Here is a 17,421-nt window from a genome sequence, read left to right as displayed (position 1 = left end):
GTCGAGTTGGTGGGGAACGCGCAGAGCCGATATCGTTCTCAGGGCCGCTGTCGTGCTCTTGCCGAAATCCCCCAGCGTCATTATTCTGCAAACACTTGCCTCCCTTCGCCGCCGACCACTGGAGAAACATGAAACCTCGTAAAGCCTCACGGGTCGTTTTACTCAATGAGCGCGACGAGGTCCTCCTGATCCGGGCCCAAGACCTGCTGACCCCCAGCCACCAGTGGTGGATGACCTGCGGCGGAGGTTCCGAACTCGGCGAATCGGCCGCGCAGACGGCGGCCCGGGAACTGGCCGAGGAGACCGGGATCGAATGCGAACCCCACGAACTCATCGGCCCCTTGGCCACTCGTGACGAGGTCTTCGAATTCACGGAGAAGTCACTGCGCCAGGTCGAAACCTATTTCGCCTTCCGCACCACCGAGGACATCGAACTCGAAGACGCGGTCTGGACGGACATCGAGAAACGCAGCCTGCTCGAATTCCGCTGGTGGACCCGGGAGGAGCTCCTGGCCACGACGGAGACGATCTATCCGAAGAATCTGCTCGGCCTCATCGACCTGTCCACCGCCGGGTCCATTCCCGACGTGCCGCTGGTCATCGACTGAACCCGCGACTGCGCACCGAGGCGAGTCCGCACGGAGTCGCCGACGTGAGGCCGCACGGAATCGCCCACAGCCGTCTGCATGGGTCCCGGCGATCAGCGTATAGACTTGAGAGGCTGTAACTACAGGAAGGAACACCAGTGTCAGGTCATTCCAAATGGGCAACGACTAAACACAAGAAGGCTGCCATCGATGCCAAGCGCGGCAAACTCTTCGCCAAGCTGATCAAGAACATCGAGGTTGCCGCTCGCAACGGTGGACCCGACCCCGACGGCAACCCGACGCTGTTCGACGCGATCCAGAAGGCGAAGAAGAACTCCGTTCCCGCCGACAACATCACCCGCGCGGTCAAGCGCGGCGGCGGCCTTGACGGCTCCGGAGTCAACTACGAGACGATCATGTACGAAGGCTACGCCGCCGGCGGTGTGGCTCTGCTCATCGAGTGTCTCACCGACAACCGCAACCGGGCCGCCTCCGAGGTGCGCGTGGCCGTGACCCGCAACGGCGGGTCGATGGCCGACCCCGGTTCGGTGACGTACAACTTCAACCGCAAGGGCGTCATCACCGTGGGCGCCGAGGAGACCGACGAAGAGGCCATCCTGCTGGCGACCATGGACGCCGGGGCCGAAGAGGTCAAGGAAGTCGGCGAGAAGTTCGAGATCATCTGCGAGGCCACCGACCTCGTGGCCGTGCGCACCGCTCTCGTCGACGCCGGGATCGACTACGATTCGGCCGAAGCCTCTTTCGTACCCGAACTCGAGGTCAGCCTCGACGCAGAGACCGCGCAGAAGGTCTTCACCCTCATCGACGCGCTCGAAGACAGCGACGAGGTCCAGAACGTCTACTCGAACGCCGATGTCAGCGATGAGGTCCTCGCCGAACTCGATGCCTGATGCGCATCCTCGGCGTTGATCCCGGACTGACCCGGTGCGGGCTCGGTGTCATCGACACCCTGCCCGCCCGGAAGGCGAAGATGGTCGCCGTCGACGTCCTGCGGACTCCCTCCGCCGACTCCGTCGACCTGCGCCTCGGTGCCATCGCCGAGGCGTTCGACACATGGTTGGACACGTACCGACCCGATGTCGTGGCCATCGAACGCGTCTTCGCCCGCAATGACGTGTCCACGATCATGGGCACCGCCCAGGCCTCGGGGCTGACCATGGGGCTGGCGGCCCGCCGCGGACTGCCCGTGGCCATGCACACCCCGTCCGAGGTCAAGGCCGCGATCACCGGTTCCGGACGTGCGGACAAGAAGCAGGTCACCTCGATGGTGACGCGGATTCTCGGGCTCGACGCCCCGCCGAAGCCCGCTGATGCCGCCGACGCCCTGGCGATCGCGATCTGCCATTCCTGGCGTGGGGCGCTGTCGGCCCAATCGACGCCGGGGAAGAACAAAGACCTCACCGAACGCAAGGCCGGCGGCCGGCAGGGCAGCGGACTGACGAAGGCCCAACAGCAGTGGGCCGAGGCCATGCGGCGCGCCAGATGAGCATGGGGGAGTGGGCACCTGCTAACCTGGATTCGTACACGTGTTCCCCTTAAGAAAGGCTGCTCGTGATCAGTTTCCTCAGCGGTACGGTGCATCGGATCGCAGCTGACCACCTCGTCGTCCTCACCTACGGTGTCGGCCGCAAGGTCCATGTCACCCCCGACACCCTGGCCGGAACTCGGCACGGAACCGAGATCGAACTGGTCACCAGCCTCGTGGTGCGCGAAGACTCGATGACTCTCTACGGCTTCGGCACCGAGGACGAGAACCACACCTTCGAGGTGCTGCTGTCGATCTCCGGGATCGGTCCGCGCCTGGCGATGGCGATCCTGTCGGTGATGGGACCCGACGAGCTCGCCGCAGCGATCACGAATCAGGACGCCAATGCGCTCACCCGGGTCCCCGGAATCGGGAAGAAGGGCGCCTCGCGCATCATCCTCGAACTCGAGAACAAGCTGCCGAAGCTCACCACTGCCGCTCCCGGACCGACCCTGTCCTTCGGCGGCGGCAACCAACAGGTCGTCGACGCACTCGTGGGACTCGGGTGGAAGGAAGCCCAGGCCGAGGACGTCGTCGCCGAGGTCGTCAAGGAGACCGGTGCTGATGCCGGCACCTCCGTGGTCCTCAAGGCCGCGCTGAAGGTCCTGGGTGCGAAGAGATGACCGAATCGTTCGAACCTGGAACGGGCAGAGACGGGGTCGACTCCTATGAGCTGGAGTTCGGCGATCAGACGATGACCGGTGCCGAACGCGAACGGCTCGTCTCCGGCCGGGCCGAAACGGCCGAACGCGACGACGAGGCGGCCCTGCGCCCGAAAGGGCTTGCCGACTTCATCGGTCAGCCGAAGGTGCGCGAACAGCTTTCGCTCGTGCTCGATGCCGCGAAGGCCAGACAGAAGGCTCCCGACCATGTGCTGCTCTCCGGCCCTCCCGGGCTCGGCAAGACAACTCTGGCGATGATCGTCGCCCATGAGATGAACTCGAGCCTGCGGGTGACCTCCGGCCCGGCGGTCCAGCACGCCGGTGACCTCGCCGCCATCCTGTCCTCCCTCGAGGAGGGCGAAGTCCTCTTCATCGACGAGATCCACCGGATGGCCCGGGCGGCGGAGGAGATGCTGTATGTGGCGATGGAGGACTTCCGGGTCGACGTCATCGTCGGCAAGGGGCCCGGCGCCACGGCCATTCCGCTCGATCTGCCGCAGTTCACCCTCGTCGGAGCGACCACCCGGTCCGGTCTGCTGCCGGCACCGCTGCGCGACCGCTTCGGCTTCACCGCGCTGCTTGACTTCTACTCGAGTGCCGACCTGCTCACGGTGCTGCAGCGCTCGGCCCGGATGCTCGGCATCGACTCCGAACTCGCCGGACTCGAAGAAATCTCCACGCGGTCCCGGGGGACCCCGCGAATCGCGAACCGCCTGCTGCGCCGCGTCCGCGACTGGGCACAGGTGCGGGGGAGCGGAATCATCGACGAGGAGGCCGCCACCAATGCCCTGCGCGTCTACGAAGTCGACGAACTCGGACTCGACCGTCTCGACAGGTCTGTTCTGCAGGTGCTGTGCAAGCGCTTCGGCGGGGGACCGGTCGGTCTGGGAACCCTCGCCGTCTCCGTCGGCGAAGAAGCCGATACGGTCGAAACCGTGTCCGAACCCTACCTCGTGCGAGAGGGACTGATCAGCCGCACCCCACGTGGACGTGTGGCCACGACGGCGGCCTGGAATCACCTGAAAATGCAGATCCCAGCAAATTATGAGTTCTGAACCCCGCATTTGAGTTCGCTATGGGAGGTGAGGACGAACTAAGCTGGTTCACTGATTCATTCATATGAAAGGCTGATATCTGTGGATTTGCTGATCCCTCTTGCGCTTGCCGCGCTGCTGATCTTTTTCCTGTTCAATTCTCGGCGTAAGCAGAAGGCGCGTGCGGAGGAGATCAAATCGGGTCTCGTGCCCGGTGCAAAGGTGATGACTACCTTCGGTGTCTTCGGAACCGTGCTCTCCATCGACGAAGAGAACAACCAGGTGACCATCGAGTCGGGCCCCGGAACGGTCCTGCGCGTCCACCGTCAGGCCATCGGCCAGATCGAGAACAACCAGGCCGCAGCGCCCGTCGACGCCCCCGGCGCCGCCGCTCCTGCCGCTGAGGCCGACGTCGATGCCGCCGCCGACGACGAGAAGCCGGCCATCACCGATGCCGAGCTTGACGCCATGAACGAGCGCAAGCGCGCCGAGAAGGACACCGCGGACGAGGACGCAGCCGAGGACGTCGTCGCTGACGAGTCGGCTGCGAAGGCCGAGGACGCCGACGCCGAGGATGCCGCTGAGACCGATGCCGACTCCGCTGTTGCGGACGACGATGTCACGGACTCCACGGACTCGGATACTGACAAGAAGAACTGATCCGTTCTCGCACTCTGCTCCCGACTGAAAGCTGAAACGTGTCCGATATCGAAGAAAAACCACGCCCTGGTTTGCGCTTCCTGTGGCTGACCATCATCACCGTGGTCCTCGCCGCAATCATCGCCGGAGGAGTCATCTGGTCCAACGCCACGACGACTCCGAAACTCGCGCTCGACCTCGAGGGCGGAACCTCGATCATTCTGGAACCCCAGGTGTCCGAGGGCACGGACATCAGCAAGGAGCAGCTCGATCAGGCCGTGGCGATCATCCGCCAGCGCGTCGACTCGACCGGTGTCTCCGAAGCCGAGATCACGACGCAGGGCGACCGCAACATCGTCGTGAACCTCCCAGGCAACCCCGACGAGGAGACTCGCAACCTCGTCCGCTCGTCCGCTCAGCTGGTCTTCCGTCGTGTGGCGCTGGTCGGTGACCCGCGTTCACAGGAGCAGATCCAGAAGGAGCAGGAGAAGAGCGGCGAGGAATCGGGTGGCGATGACGGGCTGAGTGACGAAGAGCGCAAACGCCTTGAGGACCTCACCGGCGCCGACTCGCAGGGCGACGGACAGAGCGAGGACCAGGCTCCGTCCGGCGGCGGCGATGTCGTCAATGCCGGCGGCGAGACGAAGAAGACGGACGAGTCCTCCGAGCAGTCGACGTCCTCGGAGTCGGAGAGCAAGGACGCGGAGAAGTCCGGAGAAGGCAGCGGATCGAGCGACAGCACGAAGGTCACCGACTCGACGCCGCGGCCCCTCTTCGATCCGGAGAAGGACGCCTCCGACTGGCAGTCCGACAAGATCATCAAGGAGTACACCGAGCTCGACTGCACGAACAAGAAGAACCGGACGGGCGGCCAACAGCAGCCCTCGGACGAACCGGTCGTCTCGTGCTCCGAGGACGGACAGGCGAAGTACATCCTCGGCCCCGTCGAACTCTCCGGCGATCACCTCGCCGATGCAAACGCAGGCTACAAGTCGGGTCCAAATGGGGTACAGACAAATGAACCGGCGGTGAATCTAAAATTTGACAACACCGGCCGTGAAATCTTCAAGCAGATTACCTCGGATATCACCGGCAAACAGCAGCCCTACAACCAGTTCGCGATCGAACTCGACGGTCTCGTGCTCTCGGCGCCGAGCTCTGATGTAGTGATCACCGACGGCAACGCCCAGATCACCGGAAACTTCACCCTCGACCAGGCGCAGACTCTGGCCGACCAGCTCAAGAACGGTTCGCTGCCGCTGAGTTTCCAGGTCCAGAGCGAGGACCAGATCTCGCCTACTCTGGGTTCGAACTACCTCAAGATCGGTCTGCTCACCGGCCTGGTCGGACTCCTCCTCGTCGTCGTCTACTCGCTGCTGCAGTACCGGGTGCTCGGCCTCGTCACCGTTTCGAGCCTCGTCGTCGCCGGTGTGCTCACCTACCTGCTGCTGCTGTTGGCATCGTGGAGATACGGTTACCGACTGTCTCTGGCCGGTGTCGCCGGTATCATCATCGGCATCGGAATGGCCGCGGACTCGTTCATCGTCTACTTCGAACGTGTCCGAGACGAACTGCGCAGCGGTCGCAATCTGCTCTCTGCGGTCGAGGTCGGCTGGGACCGTGCCAAGCGCACGATCTACGCCTCCAAGGCCGTGAACATGCTCGCCGCGGTCATCCTCTACATCCTGGCCGTCGGCTCGGTGCGAGGCTTCGCGTTCACCCTGGGCCTGACCGTGATCATCGACGTGCTCATCGTCTTCCTGTTCACCCACCCGATGCTGCAGTTCCTGGCACGCACGAAGTTCTTCGGCGAGGGGCACCCGATGTCGGGCATGGATCCGCGTCTGCTCGGGGTCAAACCCGCCGCATACCGCGGGGCGCTCAACCTGTCCATCGACGACGAGGACAAGTCGCCCGAAGCCAAACGGCGGGAGAAGGCGCGGCTGCGCAAGGCCGGGATGACGGCCGAAGACGGGTCCGACACAACCGCCGCGGCAGCAGCCGCGTCCGAATCGGAGGAGACCTCGTCCGACACGACGAAGGCCGCCAAGCCGAAGACGGCCAAACCGAAAGCGGCGAAGACCGCGGTGGGCGGGATGACCATCGCCGAGCGGAAGGCCGCGGCTCGACGTGCAGAGGAAGAAGCTGCTGCCGAGGACTCGGCAGCAGCCGACGGCAAGGAGGATGACAAGTGAAACGGTTCTTTGCCTGGGGCAACCGGCTGCACAGCGGCGAATCATCGATCCCCTTCGTCGGCAAGGCGAAGCTGTGGCTGAGCATCGCCGGTGTCCTCGTCCTCCTGTCTCTGCTCGTCCCGCTCATCTTCGGCTTCAACTTCGGAATCGCGTTCAAGGGCGGTTCGCAGTTCCAGGTCGACCACATCACCGACACGTCGGCGGCCAAGGGCGAAGGCATCATCAACGAGGTGGTCTCCGGTTCCGAGCCGCGTCTGACGCCGACCAGTGACACGGCCGTCCAGATCGAGACGAACCAGCTCACCGATCCGCAGATGCAGGACGTCCGCGACGCCCTCGTGTCTGGATACGACGTGAAGGTCGAAGACGTCACCTCGACGTTCGTCGGTCCCGAATGGGGACAGGACGTGACGTCGAAGATGATCCGTGCGCTCGTCATCTTCGTGGCGATCGCGCTGATCGTCATGGCGCTGTACTTTCGCACCTGGAAGATGTCGGTCGCGGCCATCGTCGGACTCTTCGCCGTGATGATCGTGACCATGGGCATCTACTCGGCCACCGGCTTCGAAGTCACTCCGGAAGCCGTCATCGGATTCCTCACCGTGCTCAGCTTCTCGCTCTACGACACGGTGGTCGTCTTCGACAAGATCCGAGAGAACACCACGAGGTTCGAAGAGAGGCGGAACCTCAAGTTCTCCGAACTCGTCAACCTCGGTGTGAATCAGACGACCGTGCGTTCGATCAACACATCGGTGGTGTCCGTGCTCCCAATCGCCTCGATCCTCTTCATCGGCGTGTTCCTGCTCGGTGCCGGAACGCTGGTCGATATCTCGCTGTCCCTGTTCATCGGTACTATAGTGGCAGCCGCTTCGACGCTGTTCGTCGCGAGCCCCCTCTACGCCGTCCTCCGGGCGAACGAACCGGCGGTCAAGGCACAGGAGGAGGCCGTGCGTGAACTACGCTTGAAGAACGGGGGCGCAGACGTCCCACCGGTGATTCACGCCGAAGTCTGATTCGGCGAGAGAGGAGATGGTGTGGCATCGTCGGCTGATTCGCGTCGTCCGCGAGGCATCTCCCGCTTAGCCTGGTGGGCGGCGAGGGCGCAGAACAACCCTGGCTACCCGCGAGTGCTCGGCCCGATGATCCGGGCCCTGCAGTCGAACCATCCGAAGGCGGACATCGACCTCGTCGTCCGGGCCTACAAGGTCGCCGAGGAGGCTCACCGCGGGCAGACCCGGAAGTCCGGTGACGCCTATATCACCCATCCCATCGCAGTCGCGACGATCCTCGCGGAGATCGGGATGCTGCCGGTCACGCTCGCCGCCGCACTGCTGCACGACACGGTCGAAGACACCTCGTATTCGCTCGACGAGCTCACCGCGGAATTCGGGTCCGAGGTCGCAGCCATGGTCGACGGTGTGACGAAGCTCGACAAACTCACCTACGGGCAGGCCGCGCAGTCCGAGACCGTGCGCAAGATGATCGTGGCGATGGCCAAGGACATCCGTGTCCTCGTCATCAAGCTCGCGGACCGCCTGCACAATGCACGCACCTGGCGATTCGTCCCGGCCTCGTCGAGCACGAAGAAGGCCCGCGAGACCCTCGACATCTTCGCCCCGCTGGCACATCGGCTGGGCATGAACACAATCAAATGGGAACTCGAAGACCTGTCCTTCCAGGTCCTCCATCCCAAGGTCTACGACGAAGTGGTCCGGCTCGTCGCCGACAGGGCTCCCGAGCGCGAGAAGTACCTGGCCACGGTCTCCGAGGAGCTCCAGGGCGAACTCAAGGAATCCGGGATCGACGCCTCCATCACGGGGCGGCCCAAGCACTACTACTCGATCTATCAGAAGATGGTCGTGCGCGGACACGAGTTCGCCGACATCTACGATCTCGTCGGCGTCCGCGTCCTCGTCGAATCCGTGCGCGAATGCTATGCCACCCTCGGCATCGTCCACGCCCGTTGGAACCCGGTTCCCGGACGGTTCAAGGACTATATCGCCATGCCGAAGTACAACATGTACCAGAGCCTGCACACCACGGTGATCGGTCCGGCCGGCAAACCCGTCGAGATCCAGATCCGGACCCACGAGATGGACCGGCGCGCGGAATTCGGCGTCGCCGCCCACTGGAAGTACAAGGACCTGAATAAGTCCTCGAAGGCCGTGACCTCGAACACCGCACGGTCGGTCAAGGTCTCCGACGCCGGAGAGGTCGACGACGCCGCCTGGCTGCGACAGCTGCTGGACTGGCAGCGCGAGGTCTCCGATCCCGACGAATTCCTCGACAGCCTCCGCTACGAGGTGAACTCGAAGGAGGTCTACGTCTTCACGCCCAAGGGCGAGGTGATGAGCCTGCCGTCGGGTGCCACCCCCATCGACTTCGCCTATGCCGTGCATACCGAGGTCGGACACAAGACCATGGGCGCCCGGGTCAACGGTCGCCTGGTCGCCTTGGACACGGAGCTGAAGAACGGGGACTCCGTCGAGGTATTCACCTCCAAGGACGAGAACGCCGGCCCCAGCCGTGACTGGCTCGGCTTCGTCAAGAGCCCGCGTGCCCGCAGCAAGATCCGGCAGTGGTTCTCGAAGGAGCGCCGCGAAGAGGCGATCGAGAACGGCCGCGAACAGCTTGCCCGAGCGATGCGACGCCATACGATCTCCGCGGCCTCGCTGATGAGTCAGGAATCCCTCCAGGTCGTCGCCACGGAGATGCGGCTGCCCGATGTCAGCGCCCTCTATGCCGCGATCGGCAACGGAGTGTCCTCGGCCCAGCACGTCGTGGATCTGCTTGCCAAGGAAGTCGGGGAGGACGACGACTCGGCGGTGCTGCCGCCGGAGCCGCGCAACCGGACCGGACAGTCCTCGGGGCATCATTCCTCGTCCGAAGGCGTCATCGTCAAAGGCGTCGACGATGTGCTCGTCAAGCTCGCCCGCTGCTGCACGCCGGTGCCGGGCGATGAGATCCTCGGTTTCGTCACCCGCGGCTCGGGAGTCTCCGTGCATCGAGTCGACTGCCCGAACGTGACCTCCCTCAAACGGGAACCCGAACGTATGGTCGAGGTGTCCTGGGGCGAGAAGACGAGCGGCATCTACCTCGTCCAGATCCAGGTCGAGGCTCTCGACCGGGCCGGTCTGCTCTCCGACATCACGAAGGTGCTCACCGAGACCCATGTGAACATCCTGTCGGCGTCGGTCGGCACCTCCCGGGCCCGGGTGGCCCAGTCGAAGTTCGTCTTCGAGATGAGCGACGCCAGTCATCTGGACACGGTGCTCTCCGCCGTGCGCAAGGTCGAAGGGGTCTTCGACGTCTATCGCATCTCCGGCGGCTGACCCTCCCGGTCCAGGGCCTCGCGCATCTGTGCGACGAACGGCCGTCGGGCCACCTCGGTGAGGTAGTCCCGGAGGCGATGGCGCAGACCGGTGGGGATCTCCGCGATGATTCCCCGCAGCGCGCGCGGCGACTCCGCGGTGCGGTACCGGAAGTGCGGGAAGAGCAGATCGTAGAGCGTGCGCTCCTCCGTGGTGATGGGCAGCCCGTCGATGAGGCACCAATCGTCGTCGGCCAGAGTCGTCTCATGGACGTCGAAACCGTCATCGGCGATCCATCGTCGTCGGGGCAGAGTGATGAAGTTCAGCGGAGCCGGAGCCCGGCCGAGACCGCGATGCACCCACCAGGCGCTGTCGTGCGAGAGTGCGAGGCCGGGCGGGATGAGCGAATGCAGGGCGGCCATGCGTTCCGCAGGGGAGAGGATCGCGCCTTTGCGCACCCAGGTCGATTCGGTCAGTCGGATGAGCAGGCCGTCGAGGGTGAGCTCGGTGAGCTGCTCGTACCCGAAGTCCCGCAGGTGAAACAACGCCTCCATACTCGAACTATCGTCGGGTACGGAGGCGTTGACAAGACTCCGGTGAGCGCCTGTGGACAGGCGCTGACTCGAACGTCAGAAGCTGTGGATGAGGACCGCGGCCTCAGTCGAGCTCTGCGGCGGTCTGTGCGAGCTGATCCCTCCAGGCGCGGCGGGCGTCAAGAGCCTCCTGCGCCTCGGCGACGGCTTTCTCATCGCCGCCGGACTTCGCGGTCTCGAGCTTCTTCTCGAGTTCGACGATCGACTCGTCGAGCTGACTCAGCGCACCCGAGGTGCGGGCCTTCGTCTCCGGGTTGCTGCGCTGCCACGCGGCTTCCTCGGCATCGGCGAGCGCGCGTTCGACATCGCGCAGACCGTTCTCCATCCGCGAGACATCGGCGCGAGGGACCTTGCCGGCTTCCTCCCACTGGTCCTGGATGGTGCGCAGCTCGCGCTTGGCCGCCACCGGGTCGGTGATCGGCAGAAGCGCCTGAGCCTTCTTCAGCAGCTCCTCCTTGACGACGAGGTTGCCCTTGAACTCCTCGTCCAGGGCAGCGTTCTCCGCATCGCGGGCGGAGAAGAACACGTCCTGTGCGGCGCGGAAGCGCGCCCACAGCGCGTCATCGTCCTTGCGGGACGCACGCGGCGCGCGCTTCCACTGGCTCATCAGGTCCTTGTACTTCTGGGACACGGTGCGGAAATCGGTCGAGGCCGACAGCGACTCCGCCTCGGCGACGATCTTCTCCTTGATCCGCTTGCCCTCGGCATTGACCTTGTCGAGCTCGGCGAAGAACTCCTTGCGCTTGTGCTCGAAGGTGTTGCGAGCCTGCGAGAACCGGCCCCACAGCTCCTGATCGACGGCACGCGGCAGACGCGGACCGCTGCGCTGCATGTCCTTCCACTGGGCGAAGAGCTCACGCAGGCGGGCACCCGACTGCTTCCACTGGATCTTCGACGGATCCTGTTTGGCCAGGGTCTCGGCCTCGACGACGAGTGCCTCACGGTCCTCGGCGGCGGCCAGCTTCGCTGCTTGGGCGCGAGCGGCCTGGCGGGACTCCGTGGCCTCGGCATCGGAGATGAGGGTGTCGAGCGTGGCGCTCAGTCCCTTGAGATCACCGACGACATTGGCCTCCGGCAGAGTCTCCTGCAGCGACTTCGCCGCAGAGACGACCTCTCGACCGGGCGCACCGGCGGAGAGGCGATTGCGCAGCAGCACCGCGTTTTCGGCGAGTTCGACGTACTTCTTCGCGAAGTACTCGAGCGCTTCGTCGGGGGTGGCGTCCGGGTACTGACCGACGGCCCGCTCGCCGTCGGGAGTGGTGACGAACACATTGCCGTCCGCATCGGCACGACCATGAGTCACCGCGCGAGCCACCTCGGCGTCGTGGTCGATATGGCTGGCATTGACCACCTGTGCGGCCTGCGGACGCGGCAGTGACGACGGACGGGGGGTCGGCTTCGGTGTCGGGGTCGACATGGTTCTCACCTTGTTTCCATCGGTCGAACCGGCGGGTCATTCCACCCGCCGATCACTCGATTGTGGGATAGACGTTATCCCAGCATAACCATCGGCGAGCGTGTAGATAGACTTTGCACATGGATGTGTTCTCGACCAACGCCGAATTCCTCGACGTCAACTGCTATGCCGTGCGTGCAGACGGACGCACCGACTGCATTCTCATCGACTCCGGATACGACTGTGCCCCCGGCCTCGAGAAGCTGCTGAGCGAGGAAGGATCGGAACCGCGGGCCATCTTCCTCACCCACGGCCACCCCGACCATATTCTGGGCCTGACCAATGTGCTCGCGCGCTGGGACGTGCCCGTCCACCTCGGCGCCGCCGACCGATACCGTCTGGACTCCCCGGCGACGACGCTCACCCCGCAGTTCGCGGCGATGCTGGCTCCGCTCGTTCAGGACTGGACCGCCCCGGTCGCGACCGACATCACCGACGGGCAGAGTGTCGAGATCGCGGGACTGACCATCACTGCGGTCGCCGCACCCGGGCATACGGAAGGGTCTATGCTGCTGCGCGTCGCCGACGGCGAAGACGAGGTCGTCTTCACCGGTGACGTCGTCTTCGCCGGGGCCATCGGCCGCGTCGACCTGCCCGGGGGAGACCCGCAGGCCATGCAGGAGTCGCTGCGGACATTCGCCGCACTCCCGGACGTGCCGATCTATCCTGGACACGGTCCGGCGTCCCGCGTGAGCACAGAACTCGCGACGAACCCGTTCTTCTGAACGCATCAACAACCACCACACCGAAAGCAAGGAGCACCATGGCGAAGTCAGCCCGTCTGTCCGGATTCCCGGAACGGCTTCCGGCCGAACGCGTGATCGAGAAGGCCATCATCGACACGCTGGAACACACCTTCGCCCTGCACGGGTTCTCCGCCCTCAACCACCGCGCCGTCGAACCGATCAGCCAGCTGGCCAAGGACGGAGAGATCGACAAGGAGATCTTCGCCGTCTCCCGCCTCCACTCCGAGGGTGCCGAACGCAACCCGCTCGGACTCCACTTCGACCTCACGGTGCCCCTGGCCCGCTATGTCGCCGACAATGCGAACGACCTGAGCTTCCCGTTCAAGGCCGCCCGCGTCCAGCCCGTCTGGCGCGGCGAACGCCCACAGGCGGGCCGCTACCGGGAGTTCATCCAGGCCGATATCGATGTCATCGCCGACGGTGAGCTGCCCGGACACTTCGAGGTCGAAATCCCCTTGGCCGTGGCCGATGCGTTCTCCCGGCTCGCCCCGCTCGGCGTGCCCGGAATCAGGATCGTCGTCAATGACCGCAGGCTGCTCGAAGGCTTCGCTCGCGGAATCGGACTGACGAACATCCAAGCCGTGCTGCGCTGCCTCGACAAATACGACAAGATCGGTCCCGACGAAGTGGCGAAGCTGCTGGCTGCCGAAGCGGGCGCCGATGAGGAGCAGCAGCGCCTGTGCTTGGAGCTGGCCGCCATCGAATCCGACTCCCCGGACTTCGCCGATGAGGTGCGCGCGCTCGGCGTCGACCACCCGCTGCTGGAGACCGGACTCGAATCGCTGACGACGCTGCTGGCAGCCGCCGCCGTTCGCGCACCCGGAGTCGTCGTCGCCCAGCTCAAGATCGCCCGTGGCCTCGACTACTACACGGGAGCGGTCTATGAGACCCAGCTGATCGGTCACGAAGAGCTCGGCTCCGTGTCCTCCGGTGGCCGCTACGATTCGCTCGTGACCGTGGGCAAGAAGAGCTATCCCGGGGTGGGCATGTCCATCGGCGTCTCCCGCCTCATGGCGTTCATCCTCGGCGAGGAATCCGCCGTCCGTGCCACCCGCGGCACCCCCTCGGCCGTCGTCATCGCCGTCACCGAGGAGGCCCGACGCGGCGAGGCCGACGTCGTGGCCGCGACGCTCCGGTCCAGGGATATTCCCTGCGAGGTGTCGCCGAACGCCGCGAAGTTCGGCAAGCAGATCCGCTATGCCGAGCGCCGCGATATTCCGTTCGTCTGGTTCACCGACGGTGAGTCCGGTCACGAGGTCAAGGACATCCGCTCGGGTGAGCAGACGACAGCGGACCCGGACACCTGGATTCCGGCAGACGAGGACCTCTGGCCCCGCGTGTACCGGAGCTGAGCGCAGGGCGACTATCATTGTTCACGCGCTAGACCACAACATCACAAAGGAGCCCTAGGTGCTGCGAAGCCACGAAGCCGGAAGCCTGCGAGCCGCGAACGCAGGAGAAACCGTCACCCTCACCGGGTGGGTCGATCGTCGTCGCGATCACGGAGGTGTCGCCTTCATCGATCTGCGTGACGCTTCGGGAATCGTGCAGGTCGTCGTCCGGGAGGACGATGCCCACCAGCTGCGCAACGAAACCGTCGTCAAGGCCACGGGCACCGTGTCGGTCCGCCCCGAGGGCAACACGAACCCGAACCTGCCCACCGGCGAGATCGAGGTCATCGACACCACCGTCGAGGTGCTCTCCGAAGCGGCGGCCCTGCCGTTCCAGGTCTCCGACCACGCCGAGGACTCCGGAGCCGTGGGCGAGGAGACCCGCCTGCGCTACCGGTACCTCGACCTGCGCCGTTCGGGCCCGGCCAAGACGATCCGCCTGCGCTCCGATGTCAACAAGGCCGCACGGTCCGTCCTCGACGCCCACAGTTTCGTCGAGGTCGAGACCCCGACCCTGACGAAGTCCACTCCGGAAGGTGCCCGTGACTTCCTCGTCCCAGCTCGGCTGAAGCCGGGCTCCTGGTACGCCCTGCCGCAGTCGCCGCAGCTGTTCAAGCAGCTGCTCCAGGTCGCCGGCATGGAACGCTACTACCAGATCGCGCGCTGCTACCGCGATGAGGACTTCCGCGCCGACCGCCAGCCCGAGTTCACTCAGCTCGACATCGAAGCCTCCTTCGTCGAGCAGGAGGACATCATCGCCCTGGCCGAAGAGATCCTCACCGCGCTGTGGAAGCTCATCGGATACGACATCACCACGCCGATCCCGCACATCACCTACCACGAGGCGATGGAGCGCTACGGTTCGGACAAGCCGGACCTGCGCTTCGGACTCGAACTGCACAACCTCACCGAGTTCTTCCAGGACACGCCGTTCCGCGTCTTCCAGTCGCCTTATGTCGGCTCCGTCGTCTATCCCGGCGGCGGATCGCTGCCGCGTCGTCAGCTCGACGGCTGGCAGGACTGGGCCAAGCAGCGCGGGGCGAAGGGTCTGGCCTACGTGCTCATCGGCGAAGACGGAACCCTGTCCGGTCCGGTGGCCAAGAACATCTCCGATGAGGAGAAGGCAGGACTCGCCGAGGCGGCCGGTGCACAGCCGGGCGACGCGATCTTCTTCGCCGCCGGTGAGGCGAACTCCTCCCGCGCCCTCCTCGGCGCCGCCCGCAACGAGATCGCGGCCCGCACCGGCCTGATCAAGGACGGCGACTGGGCCTTCGTGTGGGTCGTCGACGCGCCCCTGTTCGAGTCGGCCGCCGAGGCTCAGGCAGCCGGCGACGTCGCCGTCGGCGGCGGAGCGTGGACGGCCGTCCACCACGCCTTCACCGCACCGAAGCCCGAATTCCTCGACACCCTCGAAGAGGATCCGGGTGCCGCTCTGGCCTACGCCTACGACATCGTGTGCAACGGCAACGAGATCGGCGGAGGATCGATCCGCATCCACCGCAAGGATGTGCAGGAGCGCGTCTTTTCGATCATGGGCATCTCCGAAGAAGAAGCCGAGGAGAAGTTCGGCTTCCTCCTCGAAGCCTTCAAATTCGGTGCACCTCCGCACGGCGGCATCGCCTTCGGCTGGGACCGCATCGTGTCCCTGCTGGCCGGGGTCGACTCGATCCGTGAGGTCATCGCCTTCCCGAAGTCCGGCGGCGGATTCGATCCGCTGACGCAGGCACCGGCCCCGATCACCGACGCCCAGCGTGCCGAGGCCGGAGTCGACTTCGAACCGGAAGACGACGACGCCGAGGCCTGATGAGCCAAGAACCCAATCTGTTCTCCGACGGCCCGGACCAGGATTCGCCTGGTCCGGGCTTCGCCGGTTCCTCCGGGGCCTCCTCGGGGCGGGCCTTGGATCCGTTGGCCGTGCGGATGCGTCCGCGGACACTGGCCGAGGTCGTCGGCCAGGAGCATCTGACCTTCCCCGGTTCCCCGCTCAACCAGCTCGTCGAAGCCAGCGGGGGAGACCGGGCGGGAGCCTCCTCGGTGATCCTGTGGGGTCCGCCCGGAGTCGGGAAGACCACGCTGGCCCATGTCATCTCCCATGCCCCGGGCCGCACCTTCGTCGAACTCTCCGCGATCACCGCGGGCGTCAAGGACGTGCGCCAGGTGATCGAGAACGCCCGCCGCGAGCGGGAGATGTACTCACGCACGACAGTCCTGTTCCTCGACGAGATCCACCGCTTCTCCAAGGCTCAGCAGGATGCCCTGCTGCCGGCCGTGGAGAATCGGCTCGTCGTGCTCGTGGCCGCAACCACGGAGAACCCGTCGTTCTCCGTCATCTCGCCTCTGCTGTCGCGGTCGCTCATGCTCACCCTGCGTCCTCTCGACGACGAGGCGGTCGGCAATCTGCTCGATCGTGCCGTCGAATCCGATCGTGGGCTGGCCGGACAGTTCACCCTCACCGAGGAGGCCCGGAACTTCATCGTCCGCATCGCCGGAGCCGACGCCCGGCGGTCACTGACCGTCCTCGAAGCCGCCGCCGGAATCGCCGCCGCGCAGTCGGAGGAGTCGGGCGACGAACCGATCTCGATCACCGAATCCGCCTGCGCGGAGGCGAGCAGCGAAACCGTTCTGCGCTATGACAGGAACGGCGACCAGCACTACGACGTGGTCTCCGCGTTCATCAAATCCATCCGCGGCTCCGACGTCGACGCAGCCCTGCACTATCTCGCGCGGATGATCGTCGCCGGTGAGGACCCGCGCTTCATCGCCCGCCGAGTCGTCATCTCCGCGGCCGAAGACATCGGCATGGCCGACCCGCAGGCGCTGCCGATCGCCGTGGCCGCCTCGACCGCGGTTGCCAACATCGGCATGCCCGAAGGACGGATCCCCCTCGCCGAGGCGGTCACCTATTTGGCGCTGGCACCGAAATCGAATGCCAGCTACCGAGCCCTGGATGCTGCGATCGCCGATGTGAAGAACGGACTCGCCGGACAGGTGCCCATGCACCTGCGCGACGCCCACTACCCGGGGGCGAAGGAAATCGGTCACGGCGAAGGCTACAAATACTCGCACGACTATCCGCACGGGGTCGCCGATCAGGAGTATCTGCCGGAGACCCTGCGCGGGAAGCGCTACTACACTCCGACGGGCAACGGGATGGAACGGTCCATGACTGAGAGGCTCGAGAACCTCCGGCGACTCCTGCGGCCCTGATAACTTAGGTGACAGACGCGGTGACGGGCTGAATCATCGCGGGCGGCGCCGAGC

15 protein-coding genes are annotated in these 17,421 nt (G+C 65.3%); 13 read left to right on the top strand and 2 right to left on the bottom strand.

The annotated features are described in order from the left end of the window. Window positions 1-128: 128 nt before the first annotated feature. The 9 genes from CXR29_RS09720 to CXR29_RS09680 all read left to right on the top strand — a co-directional run bounded on the left by CXR29_RS09720 (window position 129) and on the right by CXR29_RS09680 (window position 9,995). On the top strand, window positions 129-608 hold the full coding sequence (locus tag CXR29_RS09720; RefSeq protein WP_101553443.1) for an NUDIX hydrolase: 480 nt from the start codon (window positions 129-131) through the stop codon (window positions 606-608). 137 nt (window positions 609-745) lie between these two features. After that, window positions 746-1,498, top strand: coding sequence for a YebC/PmpR family DNA-binding transcriptional regulator (locus tag CXR29_RS09715; RefSeq protein ID WP_101553444.1), 753 nt, complete (start codon window positions 746-748; stop codon window positions 1,496-1,498). Beyond that, window positions 1,498-2,094, top strand: coding sequence for a crossover junction endodeoxyribonuclease RuvC (gene ruvC, locus CXR29_RS09710; protein ID WP_039207386.1), 597 nt, complete (start codon window positions 1,498-1,500; stop codon window positions 2,092-2,094). The genes CXR29_RS09715 and ruvC overlap by 1 nt, the downstream gene beginning before the upstream one ends. A 65-nt stretch (window positions 2,095-2,159) precedes the next feature. Then, window positions 2,160-2,756: a Holliday junction branch migration protein RuvA gene (ruvA, locus tag CXR29_RS09705; protein WP_127364418.1), complete on the top strand. Its 597-nt coding sequence runs from the start codon at window positions 2,160-2,162 to the stop codon at window positions 2,754-2,756. Next, window positions 2,753-3,850, top strand: a complete 1,098-nt coding sequence (gene ruvB, locus CXR29_RS09700; protein ID WP_083532650.1) for a Holliday junction branch migration DNA helicase RuvB — start codon at window positions 2,753-2,755, stop codon at window positions 3,848-3,850. Before ruvA ends, ruvB begins: the two co-directional genes overlap by 4 nt. Before the next feature lie 81 nt (window positions 3,851-3,931). Then, window positions 3,932-4,489 carry a preprotein translocase subunit YajC gene (gene yajC, locus CXR29_RS09695; protein WP_241241400.1) on the top strand — a complete coding sequence of 186 codons (558 nt, stop codon included), beginning with the start codon at window positions 3,932-3,934 and terminating at the stop codon, window positions 4,487-4,489. Window positions 4,490-4,527: 38 nt separating this feature from the next. Continuing rightward, on the top strand, window positions 4,528-6,663 hold the full coding sequence (gene secD, locus CXR29_RS09690; protein ID WP_241241399.1) for a protein translocase subunit SecD: 2,136 nt from the start codon (window positions 4,528-4,530) through the stop codon (window positions 6,661-6,663). Further along, window positions 6,660-7,676 (top strand): protein translocase subunit SecF, encoded by a 1,017-nt coding sequence (secF, locus tag CXR29_RS09685; RefSeq protein WP_025777853.1) that lies wholly within the window; start codon window positions 6,660-6,662, stop codon window positions 7,674-7,676. Before secD ends, secF begins: the two co-directional genes overlap by 4 nt. A gap of 21 nt (window positions 7,677-7,697) precedes the next feature. Further along, window positions 7,698-9,995 carry a RelA/SpoT family protein gene (locus CXR29_RS09680; protein WP_127364417.1) on the top strand — a complete coding sequence of 766 codons (2,298 nt, stop codon included), beginning with the start codon at window positions 7,698-7,700 and terminating at the stop codon, window positions 9,993-9,995. Here CXR29_RS09680 and CXR29_RS09675 read toward each other — a convergent pair. Then, a complete protein-coding gene (locus CXR29_RS09675; RefSeq protein ID WP_127364416.1) occupies window positions 9,974-10,528 on the bottom strand; it encodes a hypothetical protein in 555 nt (184 codons plus the stop codon). The two genes, CXR29_RS09680 and CXR29_RS09675, sit on opposite strands and share 22 nt — an antisense overlap. Before the next feature lie 103 nt (window positions 10,529-10,631). Further along, window positions 10,632-11,984 (bottom strand): DUF349 domain-containing protein, encoded by a 1,353-nt coding sequence (locus tag CXR29_RS09670; protein WP_127364415.1) that lies wholly within the window; start codon window positions 11,982-11,984, stop codon window positions 10,632-10,634. A 119-nt stretch (window positions 11,985-12,103) separates the two neighbouring features. On the opposite strand from CXR29_RS09670, the gene CXR29_RS09665 reads away from it, so the two are divergent. Genes CXR29_RS09665 through CXR29_RS09650 form a run of 4 tightly spaced genes read left to right on the top strand, consistent with a single transcriptional unit; the run spans window position 12,104 to window position 17,367 of the window. Beyond that, complete coding sequence (locus CXR29_RS09665) at window positions 12,104-12,748, top strand: MBL fold metallo-hydrolase (protein WP_127364414.1); 645 nt, start codon at window positions 12,104-12,106, stop codon at window positions 12,746-12,748. Window positions 12,749-12,786: 38 nt separating this feature from the next. Next, window positions 12,787-14,121 (top strand): histidine--tRNA ligase, encoded by a 1,335-nt coding sequence (gene hisS, locus CXR29_RS09660; RefSeq protein ID WP_127364413.1) that lies wholly within the window; start codon window positions 12,787-12,789, stop codon window positions 14,119-14,121. A gap of 58 nt (window positions 14,122-14,179) precedes the next feature. Then, the gene (aspS, locus tag CXR29_RS09655; RefSeq protein ID WP_127364412.1) at window positions 14,180-15,964 is read left to right on the top strand and encodes an aspartate--tRNA ligase; all 1,785 of its coding nucleotides are present in this window, start codon (window positions 14,180-14,182) and stop codon (window positions 15,962-15,964) included. Beyond that, window positions 15,964-17,367 carry a replication-associated recombination protein A gene (locus tag CXR29_RS09650; protein ID WP_127364411.1) on the top strand — a complete coding sequence of 468 codons (1,404 nt, stop codon included), beginning with the start codon at window positions 15,964-15,966 and terminating at the stop codon, window positions 17,365-17,367. Before aspS ends, CXR29_RS09650 begins: the two co-directional genes overlap by 1 nt. The last annotated feature ends 54 nt before the right edge of the window (window positions 17,368-17,421 follow it).

The organism is Brevibacterium linens, assembly GCF_003999335.1.
GTDB classification, from domain to species: domain Bacteria; phylum Actinomycetota; class Actinomycetes; order Actinomycetales; family Brevibacteriaceae; genus Brevibacterium; species Brevibacterium linens.
This window is presented reverse-complemented; position numbering and strand designations above follow the sequence as displayed.